Origin of the sequence: Leptospira ryugenii (assembly GCF_003114855.1) — a bacterium.
Taxonomy (GTDB): Bacteria; Spirochaetota; Leptospiria; order Leptospirales; family Leptospiraceae; genus Leptospira_A; species Leptospira_A ryugenii.
On sequence record NZ_BFBB01000008.1, the window covers coordinates 864,629 to 881,776 of the forward strand.

At 39.8% G+C, this 17,148-nt stretch carries 15 protein-coding genes; 8 read left to right on the forward strand and 7 right to left on the reverse strand.

Translation table 11 applies throughout. The features are described 5' to 3' along the window. Positions 1–28: 28 nt before the first annotated feature. Positions 29–1,489, forward strand: a complete 1,461-nt coding sequence (gatB, locus tag DI060_RS16740) for an Asp-tRNA(Asn)/Glu-tRNA(Gln) amidotransferase subunit GatB (RefSeq protein WP_108978058.1) — start codon at positions 29–31, stop codon at positions 1,487–1,489. 1 nt (position 1,490) lies between these two features. On the opposite strand, the gene cobC is transcribed toward gatB, so the two are convergent. Beyond that, a complete protein-coding gene (gene cobC, locus DI060_RS16745; protein WP_108978059.1) occupies positions 1,491–2,045 on the reverse strand; it encodes an alpha-ribazole phosphatase family protein in 555 nt (184 codons plus the stop codon). 144 nt (positions 2,046–2,189) lie between these two features. Between cobC and dnaE the strand changes: the two genes are divergently transcribed. After that, complete coding sequence (gene dnaE, locus DI060_RS16750; protein WP_108978060.1) at positions 2,190–5,687, forward strand: DNA polymerase III subunit alpha; 3,498 nt, start codon at positions 2,190–2,192, stop codon at positions 5,685–5,687. Between the two features lie 9 nt (positions 5,688–5,696). Here the strand turns inward: dnaE and DI060_RS16755 are convergent, their stop codons facing one another. Continuing rightward, a complete protein-coding gene (locus DI060_RS16755) occupies positions 5,697–6,614 on the reverse strand; it encodes a M23 family metallopeptidase (RefSeq protein WP_244594479.1) in 918 nt (305 codons plus the stop codon). 75 nt (positions 6,615–6,689) lie between these two features. Here DI060_RS16755 and DI060_RS16760 point away from each other — a divergent pair, with 75 nt between their 5' ends. From DI060_RS16760 to DI060_RS16775, 4 genes are read left to right on the forward strand one after another with little or no spacing between them, the layout of a single operon-like run. After that, a complete protein-coding gene (locus DI060_RS16760; protein WP_108978062.1) occupies positions 6,690–7,607 on the forward strand; it encodes an RNA polymerase sigma factor in 918 nt (305 codons plus the stop codon). 39 nt (positions 7,608–7,646) lie between these two features. Next, on the forward strand, positions 7,647–8,375 hold the full coding sequence (locus DI060_RS16765; RefSeq protein WP_108978063.1) for a hypothetical protein: 729 nt from the start codon (positions 7,647–7,649) through the stop codon (positions 8,373–8,375). Positions 8,376–8,385: 10 nt separating this feature from the next. Beyond that, entirely contained in the window at positions 8,386–10,203 is a 1,818-nt protein-coding gene (locus tag DI060_RS16770) for a CHAT domain-containing protein (protein WP_108978064.1), read from the forward strand. Then, on the forward strand, positions 10,200–10,904 hold the full coding sequence (locus DI060_RS16775; protein WP_108978065.1) for a hypothetical protein: 705 nt from the start codon (positions 10,200–10,202) through the stop codon (positions 10,902–10,904). The genes DI060_RS16770 and DI060_RS16775 overlap by 4 nt, the downstream gene beginning before the upstream one ends. Positions 10,905–10,935: 31 nt before the next feature. Here the strand turns inward: DI060_RS16775 and DI060_RS16780 are convergent, their stop codons facing one another. Then, entirely contained in the window at positions 10,936–11,202 is a 267-nt protein-coding gene (locus DI060_RS16780; RefSeq protein ID WP_108978198.1) for a sigma-54 down-regulated protein, read from the reverse strand. 117 nt (positions 11,203–11,319) lie between these two features. On the opposite strand from DI060_RS16780, the gene mtnA reads away from it, so the two are divergent. Then, complete coding sequence (gene mtnA, locus DI060_RS16785) at positions 11,320–12,390, forward strand: S-methyl-5-thioribose-1-phosphate isomerase (RefSeq protein WP_108978066.1); 1,071 nt, start codon at positions 11,320–11,322, stop codon at positions 12,388–12,390. Positions 12,391–12,394: 4 nt separating this feature from the next. Continuing rightward, positions 12,395–12,919 (forward strand): peptide-methionine (S)-S-oxide reductase MsrA, encoded by a 525-nt coding sequence (msrA, locus tag DI060_RS16790; protein ID WP_108978199.1) that lies wholly within the window; start codon positions 12,395–12,397, stop codon positions 12,917–12,919. Here the strand turns inward: msrA and DI060_RS16795 are convergent. From DI060_RS16795 to DI060_RS16810, 4 genes are read right to left on the reverse strand one after another with little or no spacing between them, the layout of a single operon-like run. Then, on the reverse strand, positions 12,909–14,399 hold the full coding sequence (locus tag DI060_RS16795) for a DUF342 domain-containing protein (RefSeq protein ID WP_108978067.1): 1,491 nt from the start codon (positions 14,397–14,399) through the stop codon (positions 12,909–12,911). The two genes, msrA and DI060_RS16795, sit on opposite strands and share 11 nt — an antisense overlap. Positions 14,400–14,447: 48 nt before the next feature. Next, a complete protein-coding gene (locus DI060_RS16800; RefSeq protein WP_108978068.1) occupies positions 14,448–15,482 on the reverse strand; it encodes an alpha/beta hydrolase family protein in 1,035 nt (344 codons plus the stop codon). Between the two features lie 10 nt (positions 15,483–15,492). Beyond that, on the reverse strand, positions 15,493–16,005 hold the full coding sequence (locus DI060_RS16805) for a chemotaxis protein CheX (RefSeq protein WP_108978069.1): 513 nt from the start codon (positions 16,003–16,005) through the stop codon (positions 15,493–15,495). Beyond that, entirely contained in the window at positions 16,005–17,096 is a 1,092-nt protein-coding gene (locus DI060_RS16810) for a hypothetical protein (protein ID WP_135355086.1), read from the reverse strand. Before DI060_RS16810 ends, DI060_RS16805 begins: the two co-directional genes overlap by 1 nt. Between the last annotated feature and the right edge of the window lie 52 nt (positions 17,097–17,148).

The window sequence follows — 17,148 nt, forward strand, 5'->3', positions numbered from 1 at the left end:
AATTTCCTTAAAATCATGTTCCTATACTATGGAATATGAAGTAATCATCGGACTCGAAGTCCACGTCCAATTAAACACCGAATCAAAGATTTTCTCTACAGCAACGAATGAATTCGGTGGATCGCCAAATACACATATTTCCACTCTCTGCCTTGCATTGCCTGGCACTTTACCCGTCTTAAATGAAGTAGTCTTAGAAAAGGCTGTGCGAGCAGGCCTAGCACTCGGTTGTGAGATCACTCAGTTTACCAAGTTTGATAGAAAGAACTACTTTTATCCTGATTTGCCAAAAGGGTATCAAATTTCACAATATGATAAGCCATATGCAACTAAAGGTGGAATACATGTTAAGTGGAAAGGGCAAGAGACTGAAAAATTCATTCCCTTAACCAGAATCCATATGGAAGAGGATGCGGGAAAACTCATACATTCACATGACTCCTCAATAAATCGATCCTATGTCGATTACAACCGCGCTGGTACACCTCTTATTGAGATTGTCTCTGAACCAGAGATTCGTTCTTCGGATGAAGCATATGCTTATTTAAACGAGCTCAAAACACTATTACGTTATGTACAGGTATCTGATTGTAACATGGAAGAGGGCTCATTGCGTTGTGATGCAAATGTTTCGATTCGACCCAAGGGTGAAAAAGGGTTTCGAACTCGTGTGGAGATTAAAAACTTAAATTCTTTTAAAGCAGTCAAACAAGCCATAGACTACGAAGTTGAATGGCAAAAAGACATGTATGCACGTGGTGAGACGTTCAAACAGATGACAAAACTTTGGGATGCAGCACTCCTTAAAACCATTCCCATGCGCTCAAAGGAAATGAGCCACGACTATCGTTATTTCCCAGAACCTGACCTACCAGCACTTGTCATTACAGATCAATACATTGATGACATTCGAAGGCACCTCCCTGAGCTACCTCGCGCAAAAAAGGAAAGGTATATAAAAGAGCTGGGATTGCCAGAATATGATGCCGAAGTTCTTACCAGCGAACGGGAAATAGCTGAATATTTTGAGAAGGCACTTTCCATCTCTAAAGATGCTAAAAAAACATCCAATTGGGTAAAGGACGAAGTTCTTGGAATCGTGAACAAAGAGAGTATCAGCATCAGTGAATTTTCCGTTGGTCCAGAGCGTATTGGCAAGTTAGTTGATCTTATCAACCGCGGCGAAATTTCCGGAAAAATTGCAAAAACGGTGTTTGAAGAGATGCTCCAATCCAAAGATGATCCTGAGTCCATTGTAGAAACAAAGGGTTTGAAAGTTGTTCGTGACGACAAAGCCATAGAAGAAATCGTAAACAGAGTTCTAGAAACCCAACAAGAGTCTATAGAAGCTTGGGCAAATGGAAAGGATAGGGCACTTGGGGCCATTGTTGGAGCTGTAATGAAAGAAACAAAAGGTAAAGCCGATCCAAAGATAGTCAATGAGATGATTCTTGCAAAGATAGGTCCCTTAGGTTCAAAAAAGCAATAGTTCAGAGATACGTAACGGATGCAAAGTCTAGTTTCATCCGAAAGGCTTTATTCAAAGGGATTTGCCTTTTATGGCAAATCAAAACCCGAATCGGTGCAGAATGAGAAACGATAAGCAGTCGTTTTGCGCCTAGCTCTTGCAATTTGTTCTGTTCAGCTAACCACCATTCCTCGGCAAAATGTAAAACTCTACTTTGCAACTCTACAAATGATTCTCCATTGGGGGCATTTAGATTTACAAAGTCATTCATCCATTTTTCGGTCTCTTCTTTGGGAAGTTCATCCCAGAGCTTTCCCTCCCATTCTCCAAAATTCATTTCCATCAGTCGGCGATCTTCTTGAAAAACAGGTAGGGAAAAATGTTCAGCAAGTGAGTTTGCCAATTTTTTTGCGCGTAGGAGGGGGCTAGATACGATCAAATCTGGCGCAGAGACCAATTGTTCTAAAACTGTTTCCTTGGCTTTTTCAACGGGATCTTTGATATCTAAATCCAAATGGCCGTAACACATGCCTTTTGGCGCCACTGTCTCAGGATGTCGTACTAAGATAATTTCCAAATTTTTCCTCTCGTTAACAACGGTTTTTGATTTTGGCTATTTCCCTCACATTTCCGCATGGTCATTCCCTTGAAAAATTCCCAAAAAGAAAATCCAAGCAGACTTTACGGAGAATGCCCCGTCGATCACTATGTCACCTGAGACATGGACGACTTTACCCACCTTCATTTGCACACTACATACTCCATGCTGGATGGGGCAATTCGGATACCAGAATTGATGAAAAAGGTGAAGGATCTAGGCATGAGTTCTGTAGCCATTACAGACCATGGAAACATGTATGGGGCCATAGAGTTCTATAAAGAGGCGATTAAACAAGAAGTAAAACCCATCATAGGCTGTGAATTTTATGTAACGGGTTCTCGTTCTGAAGAAACAGAATTAGAAGAAATTGCGGATGGTGGTGCCTACCACATTATCCTTCTATGTAAAAATGAAACCGGCTATAAGAATATTATAAAATTAGCAAGTAGATCGTTCACAGAAGGATTTTATAGAAAACCTAGGATAGATTATGATCTACTGGAAAAACATAGCGAAGGTTTGGTTTGTCTGACGGCCTGTTTGGCTGGAGAGGTAAACCGTAAAATTTTAGAGGGAAAAGAAGAGAAGGCATATGCTCTTGCGGGCAAACTTCATGAAATCTTTCGAAAGGAAGATTTTTACATGGAAATCCAGGACCATGGTATTCCTGAGCAAAGGATCGTTGCAGAAACAGTGATTCGGTTTTCCCAAAAGACGGGCATCCCACTGGTTCTCACAAACGATTCTCACTTTCTTTCAAAAGATGATAAAGAAGCTCAGGACATTCTACTGCGTATTGGGATGCGTAAGAATATTGACGATGAGATGCGGTTTGGCTTTAACCAACATTTTTATGTTAAAAGTCCCAAAGAAATGTTTGGGCTCTTTCCCGACCACACAGATGCCTTTTATAACACACTTAACATTAGAGATAAATGTTCTCTCAATTTTCAATTTGGTAATCCCTTATTGCCACCGTTCGATGTTCCTGAAGGATACGATACAGATAGTTACTTAGAAAAATTAGTTTGGGATGGAATCCAGAAAAAGTATCCCGTTATCGATTCAATTGTAAAAGAACGTGCTGAATTTGAATTGCAGACAATTCGAAATATGCACTTTGCGGGTTACTTTCTCATTGTTCAAGACTATATCAATTTTGCTAGGCATTCTGGAATTCCTGTCGGCCCAGGACGAGGCTCCGCGGCCGGTAGTATTATAGCTTATGCATTAGGTATTACCAATGTGGATCCGATACGTTACAATTTGCTCTTTGAGCGTTTTTTAAATCCAGACCGAAAGGATATGCCAGATATTGATACGGATTTTTGTGTAGAGAGACGAGAAGAGGTAATCAACTACATCAAACATAAGTATGGTGAAAATCGAGTCGGTCAAATCATCACCTTTGGTTCGCTTGCTGCAAAGGCGGCGATCAAAGATGTTGCCCGAGTTTTTAATGTACCTTTTTCTGAAGTCAATGAGATGAGCAAACTTTTCCCTAAAAAATTGGGAATTACAATCCAGGAAGCGCTTGAGACTTCCAAAGATTTAAAGGATTTCGCAGAAAAGACGGACCTTAACAAAAAAGTATTCAGTATCGCTCAAAAATTAGAAGGTAACTATCGTCAGGTGGGAAGGCATGCTGCTGGTGTTGTAATCGCTCCTTCCGCCTTGGAAGATATCGTTCCATTATCCACTGTAAGTGAAGCAGGTAAAGATGGTCGTTCGATAGTTACTCAATACGACAAAAATATGTCTGAGCAGGTTGGACTGATTAAGATGGATATTTTAGGATTAAAAAACCTAACTACCATCCAACATGCTTTACAATTGATTGAAAAAAGACATGGCTTGAAACTTGATCTTGATCAAATCTCTTTAGAAGATGCAAAGACCTTTTCCCTTCTCCGCAAAGCGAATGTTTTGGGAATATTCCAATTGGATTCGTCAACAGGGATTCGAGATTTATTTGCAAAAGCACAAGTTCAGAAATTTGAAGAGATCGCCGCCTTATTGGCCTTATATCGACCTGGTCCCATGGGATCAGGGATGTTAGATGATTATTTGGATCGTAAAAATGGCAAAAAGAAAGTCCAGTTTCCACATGAAAGCCTTGCCGAAATCCTTGCAGAAACCTATGGAGTGATCGTATACCAAGAGCAGGTAATGGGTATTTCCAGGATCATAGGTGGGTTCTCGGTTGGGGATTCAGATGTTCTGCGTAAGGCGATGGCAAAAAAGGATAAATCTAAATTGCCCGCTCTTAAAGAAAAATTTGTCAAAGGTGCACTCGAAAAAAAGATAAACGAAAAATTAGCAGTCGAACTCTTCGAGACCATGGAAAAATTTGGAGAGTACGGATTCAATAAATCACATTCCGTTGCCTATGCATTTGTTACCTATCAAACTGCTTATCTAAAAGCAAATTTTACAATAGAATATATAACAGCGCTTTTATCTGGCGAGCATTCAAAAATCACAGACGTGGTAAAATACATCAACAATGCAAAAGAAATGGGAATTCGTATTTTAGGGCCAGATATTGCTGAATCAGGACTTTCATTTGAAATCACAGATGAAAAGACAATACGCTTTGGACTCTCGTCCTTAAAGGGAGTTGGTGAACTTGCAGCTGAGAATATTTTGGCCAACAGACACAAATTAGGTGGATACAAAAATATAAATGATTTTGCAAAACATCTCGATACCAGGTTAGCCAACAAAAAAGTTTTGGAGGCATTGGCACAAGGTGGAGCCTTTGATTCCTTTGGCTATTCAAGAAAATGTATATTTGAATCGACAGACTCTATACTTTCTTTTGCGCAAAAAAAACAATCAGAAGAAAAGGAAGGTCAGTTTTCACTTTTTGGCGGTGGTGGTGGAGAGGATAACTTTGGTCTCAACCTACCAAAGGATTCTATTGAATGGGAGATTGACCATTTTTTAAAAAAAGAAAAAGAGACTACTGGATTGTATCTAACTGGTCATCCATTGGATAAATACACTGAGCAACTAAAATCGCTGAAGCCTACAAAGATAGAAGATCTTGAGGATGTAAAACCTAAAACCAAAGTAGAAGTTGCCGGTGTAATCTCAAAAAAGACGCTGAAACTAACCAAAAAGAAAGAAGAGTTTATCAATTTCATTGTAGAAGACCAAACAGGCGAAATAGAATGTGTTGCCTTTCCTAAAACTTATTCTGAATTTAAACATCTATTTACTGAAGATAAAACTCTATTTATTCGGGGGATTTTGGAAAGAGTCGATGTAGAGGAGTCCGAACTCAAAGGACAAATTTTGGTCAATCAAGTTGAGGAGTTAAACAAAGTAACCATAGAAAAGAAAATGGAGAAGTCTTTGCACCTAACAATCAATATGTCTAAACAAGAGGATCGCGAGTTGATATTAAAGATTCAAGACATCCTCTCGGGACACAAAGGTACCTCCGCAGTATTTTTCCATTTAGTCGGCCAGGGAGAGGAGAAAAAAGTTGTCAGAGCTCACAACTACTACTCCATTGAGATTACCGCAGACTTACTCAAAATGCTCACAGATATGCTAGGAAAAGGTTCTGTCCGTTATACGATAGGCGAAGAAGTTAGAGTATTTGGGTAATGTAAGACCTTAATTCTCTCCGCTAATTCTAGTTATATTTATGCTAAAGGATCTTTCAGATTCCTGGCCACTGAAGTCTTTTGATTTTACTTTGATGGTGTTTTCACCTGCTTTTAAATTCAAAATACCTACTAAGTATCTGTCTTTGTAGTATAAATCTTCAAAACTTAACCCATTTTCAGTAAGCCATTTTCCTTTTTCGTAATGTATGGACATAAAGTTTGTCTTTTTGATGTTTTCGCCGTTAAACTGAAATTCGATATCGCGTATTCCACGTCTTTGGCTGTTTTTTACACCGCCATCAAATATACTCATAGTGAGAGGAAAAGCTTTCGAAACATTTATATTGTCTCCGTCGTTCAGATTGGTGAATTTTTCTCCGACATGAATGAATAGATTCGCAATCTGAGGTGGCATGGTGTCCTCAATTTTGGGGAGATGAGACAAAGGATCAAGTAGAGTCTTTCCGTAATCTTTGCCCAAAACGAAATGTAGGTGACCACCACTCGAATGTCCCGTATTTCCAGAAATTCCAATCACTTCTCCTGCCGCAACTTTCGATTTGGTCCGAATATTTTCATGCCGACTGCCAGCTAAATGATAATAGCCGCTAATATAACCAGAATCATGTGCTAACCAGACAATATTTCCAGAGCCTCTCTCATCTTCAAAGGGGTCGTCTTCTCTGTATCTAGAGTATAACACGGATCCGTCGGCCATACTGTGCACAGGTTGAAATACGGACGAAATATCCAAACCGTTATGAAAATGGTCTTTTCTTGATTCACCGAATGTACTCGTTATAAGAGGGGCTAGTTCAAGATCTTTAATTGGCCATTCAAACTTTAACTTGGAATCTTCCGCATGCAACATAGGTGCAGTAAAATAGATGGAAATCAATCCTAGAAAAAAAAGAAAACTTGCCATTAATGAACGGTAAATCACACTATTTCCCATATTTATGAAAATGATAATTTGTATGCGATTTCAGGAAAGAATTTAATGTCTCAGGTCACTCGCTCCAATGAAGAAATTCTAGAAATAGTGCGCTTATGTGGCCAGGGGGATGCTGAATCTCTCCGTATTTTTTTTGATATCTATTCCAAGGATATATACAACTTTCCGATTCGTGTTTTTCATTTGTCTGAGGATGATGCCTCCGACTTTTTTATCTATGCATTTGAGCGTTTAAAGACGGGAAAAAGATTCACTAGCTTTGTTGGAAAGTCTAGCTTTAAGACTTGGTTTTATTCCGTACTCAGAAACTTGCTCATCGATTGGCAGAGAACCAAACGAGAGCTAAAGATGCAATCGATCAACAAAGTCAATAAAGACGGCATCGAATACAGCACTATAGAAGATGAGCCAGACCTTAGGCAAGAAAAGTTAAACCAGGCAGAAGAAGTCTCCCACGCATTTCAACTTGCCTTAAATGAAGTAAAATTAGAAAATCGAATCGTTTTTAAACTTTCTTTCATCTATTACTTACATTTAGATACGGAAGAATTGGACTTCATTGCCCAAAAAAATGCAATTTCCACCTCAGAAGTGAAACAACAGATTTTGGCTCTGAGATCCTATTTAGCAGACCGTGAAGAAGAAAATATCAAACAAGAAGACAAGATCACTTCACTATATTTGAATATTCTAGATTTAAAAGAGCAGAAAAAGAACAAACTCGGTCAAAACGCAAAAAATGAAGAAAAGTGGAAAGAGAGGATTGAACATTCTCTTCATAAAAAATATGAACAGAGAAAGAAGCTCATCGATAAAAAACACAAAGGACATTTTTTAGTTCGGACTCCCTACCGAGAGATTTCTAGAATCTTAGGGATTTCCGAAGGTGGAGTCAGCGTTACCTTGCTCAGAGTGATGGAAAAAATACAAAAAAAAATGAATCAATTAGGGGAAGTAACATGATTTTTTCGTCTCAAGGAAGAAGGATCGGGGTAGGGACCAATGAGTGATAAACTTTCCTGCGGTGATAATTGTTCCTGGGAGTCTATCCAGACTTCTTTTTGGGAAAACAAAGAGATTCCGAGTGATGTACTCTTGGGATGCGAGACCTGTTTCCAACGATGGGTAGAAATGGAAGAGGCACTTACGAGTTTGGTGTCTGGGGCAGGGCTTCGCCTTGCGAATGTGGACCCATCCTTTTGTGAGTCCTTGGACCTTGCCAAGGCAGAAACGGCTATGAAAACTAGCCTAGAACTTCCCGACTTCCTAAAAGAATACAGCAACGCCAATCTTGGTCTTCCGGAACGAAAGGACAGCATCCTTGTACGGCTCACTGACCAAGGCATCCGCTTAGTAGGCTCTCTTTTAGAAACGATCCGCGTTCAGGAAACGTTTAGCCCAATGCCTTCCGTGAGAGCCGGCCAAGATTCCCTCTTAGCAGACCCCAATTCAGTTATCTTCGAAGAAAAGGTTTCGGAAAACCAAACTTTCTATTACCAATTGGTCCGAGAAGACTCTGATGACATATATTTGAGCGTAAAGGCCGAGACCCCTCTCCCTGGTTTTTTCCACCAGGTCAATTTACGAAAGGATGGTCGGTTTATACTTTCCAGCAAAATCAATTCGGATGGCACTGCAAGTTTCAATGGTCTCAAAGCTGGAAACTATAAGATCGAATTCCAGGGGGATCGTTCCTCAAAATCATTTGACTTAAGCATTTTAGTCGGTTAATCTCCAGAGAGTGTTATCTCTCATCATCGACCGAGTTGGAAACGTCAATATCTTCAATCTGCTGGATGGCAACATCCCAGGGGAAGAGTCCCATATCCAATCCACGATTGATGATGACCTGATCTTGGAATACATCCAAGAAGTTGAAAGACTGGTGAAGGTCTCCCAGGCGGTGCTTAGCCACCCCAACCAAGTCGTCAATGCTGACATACTCCAAGATTTGCGGATCATTGGCGAAACATTTTTCCGACAGTTCTTTCCTGAATCCATCATACAAAGATTAAAGAATACCCAAAGAAAGAGCATTCATTTCAATATCGATCCTAGTTTAGCACTCGTTCCTTGGGAACTTTTACACGATGGGCATAGTTTTTTATCAGACCGATTCCGAATGGGCAAAACCATCCGAGGAGGAGTCCACAAATCTCCGCATCGGCCCAACCAAAAGATTAAAATGCTCATCATCGCTGACCCTACAGAGGACCTCCCTGGAGCACAGAAAGAGGGAGAGATGTTGTTTTCTATCTTGAGCCAAAAAGTTTCTTCCCAAACTTTGGAGTTGGAGTTCATCGGAGGAAGGCAAGTCACCAAACTTAAGTTACTATCTCTTATCAAGGACAAACATATCATTCATTATTCTGGTCATTTGTTTTTTTCGGAAGACCCGCAAGAGAATGGTTGGTTGCTCTCGGATGAAAAGGTGCTAAAGGCAAGAGAGATCAAATCCTCTGGCATCAGTACGGATTTAGTTTTTTCAAATGCTTGTATGTCCGCAAAATCCTCAGGTAAAAAAATCAATACAGATATTTTAAACCAACATGCAGGTGCCTTTTTAACCGCAGGGATAAAGTCCTATATAGGAACCAATTGGGAGATCTTAGACAACGAAAGGACCATTGATTTTGCAGTGCGATTTTATACACATCTGTTCAATAAGAAATCAGCGGGTGAATCCTTATTCTTAGCCAAAGAATTTGCACGTCTGAATTACCAATCCAATGATTTGACATGGGCAAATTACGTACTTTTTGGAAGTCCAGATTTTGCTCTGATTTCAGAACAAAGTGCGATATTGCCAACACAAAAGTACTTTGATCCAAAAGTTGTTTGTGATAAATTCCCTACGCCCATTGCACAGGCTTACTACCGTTATATTTCCAATCAAAAGTCCAATGTGAATGAAAAAGAAATTTTGATTTCTGCAATTCAGGTGTTTGAAGCCTTCAGCCAAGTCGTTGGAATGATTGTATTTAGTGATGTCAAATACCACTCAATGAACAAGACGATTCCTGACAATTTAGACGATGCCTTGGACCTTAGGAAATGGTGGGAACTTGTTTACAGTTGTATTTGGGAATTTCAAAAATTAAAGATTTCCACATTCTTAGAGGGAATATCCGAACGATTAAACCACCAAAAAGAGACGATTTTTAAAATCGTACATTGGTTAGAACATTGGGAAGAAAAGCCACTACACAAAGAAGAATTTGAATCCTATTTGATCATTTTCCAATATTTCATAGACAATCTACTCTTTGAACTGAAAGATTTGGAGCAGATCAATATCTTTCTTATGGCGGATAGCGGACAGTCGCATTATTTTTTTCGAGGCAATAAACCCTCTTTTCATTTCCAACACAAAGACATACATTCCGAAAAATTGGCAAGCCTACTAGAACAATATAGAGGCAATCTCATTCTCTTACACGAGGAGAAAAAAAGAATCATTCCGTTCGCTACCTATTTTAAAGAAAAAAAGGAATCTGGTGAGCTTGGTTTGGTGTTTAATGGTCTCCTTCCTGTGTTAGTGGAGAAAAGCCTCTCTTGAGTCTTTGCCATCCTGGAGATCCACAAGTATCTTGTGGGTCGTGTTGTGGATTATTCAATGTCAAACTTTCTGTTGATGGATACAAAGCTTTGTTGACGGAAAGGACAAATGAGTTTCAGACAACAGTAGATCTATCTATTCGCCACACCATCGCCGCCTTCCGCCAATCTCGGGAACAAAAAGAAAGTAGTCTTAGCAAAAATGATGAAATGACATATAACTGCCCTTATCTGGGATATATCGATAAGAATCAAAAAAAGATTGGTTGTATGATCCATCCCATCTTTACAGGGGATCCGAAAAGCCAAAATTTTTCTTTCTACGGGGCATCCATATGCCAAGCCTATGATTGCAAAAATAAAGAATCGATTCACAGTGAATTGATTCAAACTGCCATTCTCAGAAATGTAAAGGACAGTCTAGAGTATTCACACTTGGCAGCAGATCATTCTTTGTTCTTTGCGATCGACTCTTGGATACAGTTAAAAGGATTCTCCATTTCGGAAGGCTATCTTTCTTTCCATGTAGAAATAGATACTATGATTCAGTCTAGAAAACGAGTATTACACGACAAAAACTTGACTTCATTTGAAATCAACTATGCTAACTTTTTAAAATTGGATGAACTAGAGAGTTTTTTTCTGAGTTTTCTTACGAAAGAAGAATGGGATAAATTGCAAAATGCCTCGGCGAGCCTTTAAGTTCTCACCGAAGCGATTGATTGAGTAGTGCTTACGCTTTAGAAGTTACGGACGCTACTTTTTGTTTTGTTTCTTCAACTGTGCTATTTACTTTTCCAGCAAGAGCTTCGAGTTGAGTGAGACCTTCTTGGAGGTATTTTCTCAAGTTTACAGAAGTTTCGCTTTGGTCTTGAGCACCTTTTGCTGCAAGGGATTGAAACTCAGTGTTGAATTTCGAAATTGCAGATTCAGTTTCTGTTTTGATCGCAGATACAGCGCCTAAGATAAAGTTTAAACCGTCTTTTACTACTTGTTCCATTTTCGATTCCTCGTTTTGTTTGTTTGTGCGATGCACTATTCCTTTTTGTGCAGTGCACCTAAATCTGTCAAACTGTTTTTTATCTTTTTTTACAGCTTTCTCTAAAAAAATTGCCGTATGGAAACTGGCAAATTGCAACCAATCGTCTGGCGAGAAGAGAAACTGGTCCTACTCGACCAACGCCAACTCCCCGGCAAAAAGGTATTTCAGGAATTGAGTCGACTAGAGGATGTGATTACGGCGATCAAAGAAATGGTTGTGCGTGGTGCGCCTGCCATAGCGATCTCAGGTTGTTTTGCATTAGCTCTAGAAGCAAAACATAGACGTGGTTCATTCCAGTTTTCCGATTTTGAAGGCCTAGTCAAAAAGGTTCATTCTTCAAGACCCACAGCTGTTAATCTAACATTTGCTCTCAACCAAGCGAGAGAAACCGTACAAAATGTATCTAATTGGCAACAAGCATACAATTTACTTGTTCAATTTGCAATTCAATTGATGGAAAAGGATTTAAAAGATAACCAAACCTTAGGGGCTGAGGGTACAAAACTTTTCCCTTTGGAACAAAATGAATTCCATGTGATAACTCATTGCAATACTGGTGCGCTCGCAACGGCAGGCCATGGAACCGCCTTGGGAGTGATACGCTCCTTACGGGATTTAGGCAAAAAGGTAGTTGTATATGCTGATGAGACTCGTCCCTTTTTACAAGGTTCTCGATTAACAGCCTTTGAAATGATGGAAGAGGGAATCGAATGTTATATCATATCCGATGGAATGAGTGGTTGGTTGATGAACCAAAGAAAAATAGATGCTGTACTTGTTGGCTGTGATCGCGTTGCTAGAAATGGAGATACGGCCAATAAGATTGGAACACTCAATTTAGCCATTGTGGCGAAATCTTTTTCAGTTCCCTTTTTTGTTTGTGCTACCAAAGATAGCTTCGATTTGAAATTAGAGACTGGTAGTTCGATACCTATAGAAATGAGAAGAGAAGAAGAAGTTACACAGTATGATTTTTTAAAAGATGCATCAGGCCATCCACTTTTAAAGCCTGGTATGACATCTCCCTTAGAAGCACGTGCCTTGAATCCTTCCTTTGATGTAACACCAAATTTTTTAATCCAATCCTTCATTACCGAAATGGGATGTTTTCCTCCCGGTGAAATTCAAAATCGTCTAAAAGGGTAGAATGATGAGCGAAGTAGCAACTATTGGCGGTGGGTGTTTCTGGTGTCTTGAGGCCGTATACCTTCGGATACCCGGTATCCAATCAGTCGTTTCTGGGTATGCAGGTGGAAAAACGGACAATCCAACCTACAAAGAAATTTGTACGGGCACGACAGGGCATGCCGAAGTCATCCAGATTACATTCGATCCTAAACAAATTAGCTTCAACCAGGTATTGGATATTTTTTGGCATGCACATGATCCAACGACCTTAAACCGGCAAGGAAACGATGTAGGCACACAGTATCGATCTATTATTCTCTTTCACAATGAAGAGCAAAAGTCGATTGCAGAAAAGTCTAAACAAGAGTTCAGTTATCTCTACCCTAAACCAATCGTAACAGAGATTACGGAATTAAGAACCTTTTATCCTGCTGAGAGTTATCACCAAAATTATTTTGAGAATAACCCAAACAATCCATATTGCAATTTTATCATCTTGCCAAAATTGCAAAAACTTGGATTAGATGGAAAAGGAATTACTTCGTAGATTTAAAGGCGGTTAACATCGCCTTTTCTTGGTTAGGAAAGAAATTCATCACAAAAGCCGATTGTGTTTTTGTAATCTTCTCGATCTGTTTCTTGTATTTGATTGTTGCTCCAGGGTGTGCAGTATTCCTAACAACAACCTTTACATTGTCGGCATTGTATCTAGCTCCACGCAATTCTTCGACTTTTACTTTGAGCAATTCCAGGGTTTTGGATTTTTTGGAATAGTTGTCAAAGATGTCTTTGAATTTCTGTTTGCGGTTTTCGTCTAGATTGCCGCGCAATCTTTGTACTACTTCTTTGATCTTGTGTATTTCAGGGAGTACGGCTTCTAGCTCTTTTTCCAATTCAACGATTCTTTGGCTTCCTTCCACTAACAAACGATCATTCTTATAATGAAATCCAACTTCAACAGTAGTGTCTAGCTGTGCACTAGAACCTAAAGAAGATAAAGTGATACCGCTATAGGCTATGACTTCTGATCCAATCAAGGATGAAGAATCACCAGTTAATACAACATTTCCTAAACAAAAGATTTTTGAACCAAGAATGAAATTTTCTACGATGCAATCTCCATCTACTTCGATGATCGCATTCTCTATAAACTTGGTCCGGATATCTCCTTTAACACGGATGACACCTTTGCTTTTACCTTTTATGCCGCCTTTGACTTCTAAATCCTCTCCCACTGTTACATCAGGAGATTCAACGTTTCCATCTATGTATAAGGCACCCGTACAATGAACGACTGCACCTTCTTCGATAGTTCCTTTGACTTTTATCGCACCTTCAAAATTTATATTACCAGTTTCTAATCCAATACTAGATTCAATGTTTAATTCTGGAGATACAGTCAAAGAATTGTCGGTCGAAAAAACAACTCCGCTTAAACCCGCATAGTACTCTTTCATGGTTAAGCCAGGGTTATCAGGCAAAGGCACTGTTTTCGGAAGTACGTTTTTTCCAAGTGTGAGCTTGGGTCTATCGATCGGATTTGGATAAATGGGTTTGCCTTCTACATCTATCCCTTGTTCGCCGGGAACTCCTTCAAATAGATCTGCGAGTTTATCCCCTTCATTGATATGAACATATTTATTGATATTTCTAAAATCTGCAGAACCATCTTCCCGAAGTGCAACTCTCTGTGCTCTTTGGAAGTGAAACTTAATCCAACCATTTTGTCCTTGTTTTGCGGGAATACCCCTTGCCACTACAAATTCTAATTGGTTTTTTTGCTGTTCTGGATCCTTTACGGCCTCTTGGATTTTTTTGGCAGCTTCTTCGACTGCCTTCATATCTATCCGGTCTTTGTGGATTGTAGTGGATTCTATGTATTCCAAAATCAGAATGTTGTTCACTTCACCACCAGCAAGCCACATAGGTTTTGCCGTCATGGTGCAAGTTAGTCGGTCATCCGAGATTTGGAAGTGCAGACCTCGGCTTGGATTAAATTCAGCTGTGACCCCTGTCGCGCTACTCATTCTAGTCCTAATTATCGGCACAAATCCAACAAAAATCCATCCCGTTTCTTAGGACTTTAACCAATATAGGAAGCTCCCAAAGGTTTTTAACAAGGAGGGTACCCCGGAAATCTGCTCGTGGAGGGGGAGATTGTCCCCGTGGGTTAGGGCTGTCGAGGTCCGGAAGACATGTTTATGTCCCTTTTCCTTGAAGTAATTGGCAAGCTTTTTAGATTCTTCGGGAGAAATCACTGGGTCGCTATCCCCATGCAAGAGAGAGACAGGCGATTTCAGCCCTCCCATCTGGTAGTAGGGGGAAAATGATTTTGGTAATTCGATGGGGTAGCTGTTTTGCAGGTCTCTGGCGAGCTGGGTCCGAAACTCTTCAGAATCCATCACCTTCCAGAAAAAATCCTGGGCCTTTGGGCTCCGCGACTTGAGTAGTTTGGGAGCTTCTGCTTCCTCCCCCAATCTGTACTTCGCATTGTCCACAGCAGCAAGGTAGAATACTTCTCTGAGCTCTTCGCCCAGGGCTTTGTCCACTCTGTCCAAAAGATTGTAAAGAAGGACCATCACACCATAGTTGTCTTTGGAAAAGTTTTGAAAGACAAAGGGAAAGGTATCTAAGAAATCACAATACCCCCCAACTGCCATAAAAGAGCGAACACGATCGGCAAGACCAGGTCTGGAACAGGCAATGAGACCCATCCCACTTGAGAAACTGACAGAGAAGAAACCAAATCGTTTTCCGTCATACCAAGATTTAAGATCACTCAATTCTAAACCTAGAGATTCGATATTGTCTATTGTCTCCAAAGACATACGCAATTGCACTACTTCGGTTAACTCTGGTAATATGACAGAAAAACCGCAATGGGATAAATTTTCTGCTAGGTCAATGATCCGCCTATCATCAATTCCAAAAATGCTTAGGCCATGTTGGAGGTAAATACCTGGCAGTTTTGTTTTTTCTTTGCCTTTAGGCCAATAGCATCTTGCTCTGCGATTGCCTTTTAGTTGGATGGCTTCGGAAAGGATATTTTTGTTTTTGATCAATCCCCCATAGGTGAATACCAATGGGAGAGAGAGGAGATATGGCCTCATGCTTGGTCAGTTATTGTATCTTAGAAAATTTTTCCAACAACAAAATGACATGAAGCCTTCCGACGTATTGTTCCTCGCGCCTATCTTTTAAAAAGAAGATTAAAATATATTGGCGGTAATCAGAAAGGGAAATAGGAACTAGTTTATGGTTCAGATCAATAGGAGAAGAGATTTCGATATTGTAACGTCCCAATTGCATCTCAGTAATCAGATGTCCAGAGAGCTGGTTTGCAAACTCAAGCATAATGGAAGACGAATGAGCTTTTGAGGTTGGGTCGATTTGGAAATTCCGAGCAATCTTCGGTAATAGTTTCAACTTGGTATAGCCGTCTAGGCCAAGGTACAATTTACCGTTTAGATCCCCATGAAATTCAACACAGGTGCAATTTTCAAAACAAAGCCCTTCATTTTTCGAGGGACCATAGGCTTCCCTATCAGCCTGGATGAGGAGCATTTTATGGAACTGCTCTGGCAGTACCTGAGACAAAGTTAAAATAAATTTTTCATCGAGTAAAGGATCCATTAGGCAGCATTGCTTAGCAAACTATCCTCTAAAGATATGAATGCTTGTTTGATCCAATGGTTGTATTTCCCTTGGATAGATTTGTTTGGTGCAAAGCCCAATGCGATCTCACATTCATAACCTAAGGATTCGAGATCGCTCACAAAACTATGAATGAAACCTGAAAACTCCAATACCGAACGATTTGGGATGATGCTTGCAAGGAGTTGCTCTTCTAGAAAGAATAAGCCCAAATCTGAATACCCTTTCTCCTTCAAACTTTGGTTCAAACAAATTGCATATTCCAAGTCATGTTTCTTTAGGACAAATTTCATGAGGATCAAGTTTTGGATTTCTTTGGAATCAAACTTTTCCTTTGCCACCTGATAAAAGTGAGACTTGTTAAACAAATAGGTTCTTGGATCTAAAATCGCTTTTTCGTATTGTTTTGATTCGAGGAGGCGTTCTGCAAGCGGTAGAGTCGATAACCAGAGTTGGTTGATTTCTAAATCAGAAAAGATTTCTTTTGTCTCTAAGTACACAAGTCCCAAAATCTCTCGGTTGGCAAGAATAGGTAGGAAAAGTCTTTTTCGGTCAGTTGACAACTGGGGGTTTCCTTTGCGTACATGGATCTCATCGTTTTCTTCCCATTCGATGCCATCAGCAAGTGAATCGACTAATAGATTTCCTTTTTGCCATAATGTCTCGTTGAATTTGATACCATCAAAATACGCATACATGACACTGCTGATTTTTGGAAGAGCAAATCGAATGGGGAAGCTACGAACTGTATCTGCAAAACGATTTCGTTTTTCTTTCTCAAGAATTTCCTTTGCCAAAAGAATCGGATCCTCACCGTTTAAGATAGGGGTTTGGGGGAAATTCGGTAGAGAAATGTTTGGTTTCGTATTTCTTTCGACACTGTGAAGATTTCCCGTTTCTTCATGGAATGTCTCTGGCGGCTTAGACATTTCGCTTACACTGTAAATGAGCAAAGACAACAGTAATGTGGAGCTAAGTAACAAACCAAAGGTCACCCAAGAAAAGTACAACCAGAATTGAAGAATTAATCCGATGCTGAAAAAAATGAGAGGAATAAAATATCGTTTCATGTGTTCTTTGCCGTTACTATACATAACGGCAAAATGTGAGATCCCATAAACG

Coding starts and splice junctions, on each gene's coding strand:
- gatB (WP_108978058.1), top strand. CDS start 29: ATGGAATATGAAGTAATCATCGGACTCGAAGTCCACGTCCAATTAAAC.
- dnaE (WP_108978060.1), top strand. CDS start 2,190: ATGGACGACTTTACCCACCTTCATTTGCACACTACATACTCCATGCTG.
- DI060_RS16755 (WP_244594479.1), bottom strand. CDS start 6,614: ATGGCAAGTTTTCTTTTTTTTCTAGGATTGATTTCCATCTATTTTACT.
- DI060_RS16760 (WP_108978062.1), top strand. CDS start 6,690: ATGTCTCAGGTCACTCGCTCCAATGAAGAAATTCTAGAAATAGTGCGC.
- DI060_RS16765 (WP_108978063.1), top strand. CDS start 7,647: ATGAGTGATAAACTTTCCTGCGGTGATAATTGTTCCTGGGAGTCTATC.
- DI060_RS16780 (WP_108978198.1), bottom strand. CDS start 11,202: ATGGAACAAGTAGTAAAAGACGGTTTAAACTTTATCTTAGGCGCTGTA.
- mtnA (WP_108978066.1), top strand. CDS start 11,320: ATGGAAACTGGCAAATTGCAACCAATCGTCTGGCGAGAAGAGAAACTG.
- msrA (WP_108978199.1), top strand. CDS start 12,395: ATGAGCGAAGTAGCAACTATTGGCGGTGGGTGTTTCTGGTGTCTTGAG.
- DI060_RS16795 (WP_108978067.1), bottom strand. CDS start 14,399: ATGAGTAGCGCGACAGGGGTCACAGCTGAATTTAATCCAAGCCGAGGT.
- DI060_RS16800 (WP_108978068.1), bottom strand. CDS start 15,482: ATGAGGCCATATCTCCTCTCTCTCCCATTGGTATTCACCTATGGGGGA.
- DI060_RS16805 (WP_108978069.1), bottom strand. CDS start 16,005: ATGGATCCTTTACTCGATGAAAAATTTATTTTAACTTTGTCTCAGGTA.
- DI060_RS16810 (WP_135355086.1), bottom strand. CDS start 17,096: ATGAAACGATATTTTATTCCTCTCATTTTTTTCAGCATCGGATTAATT.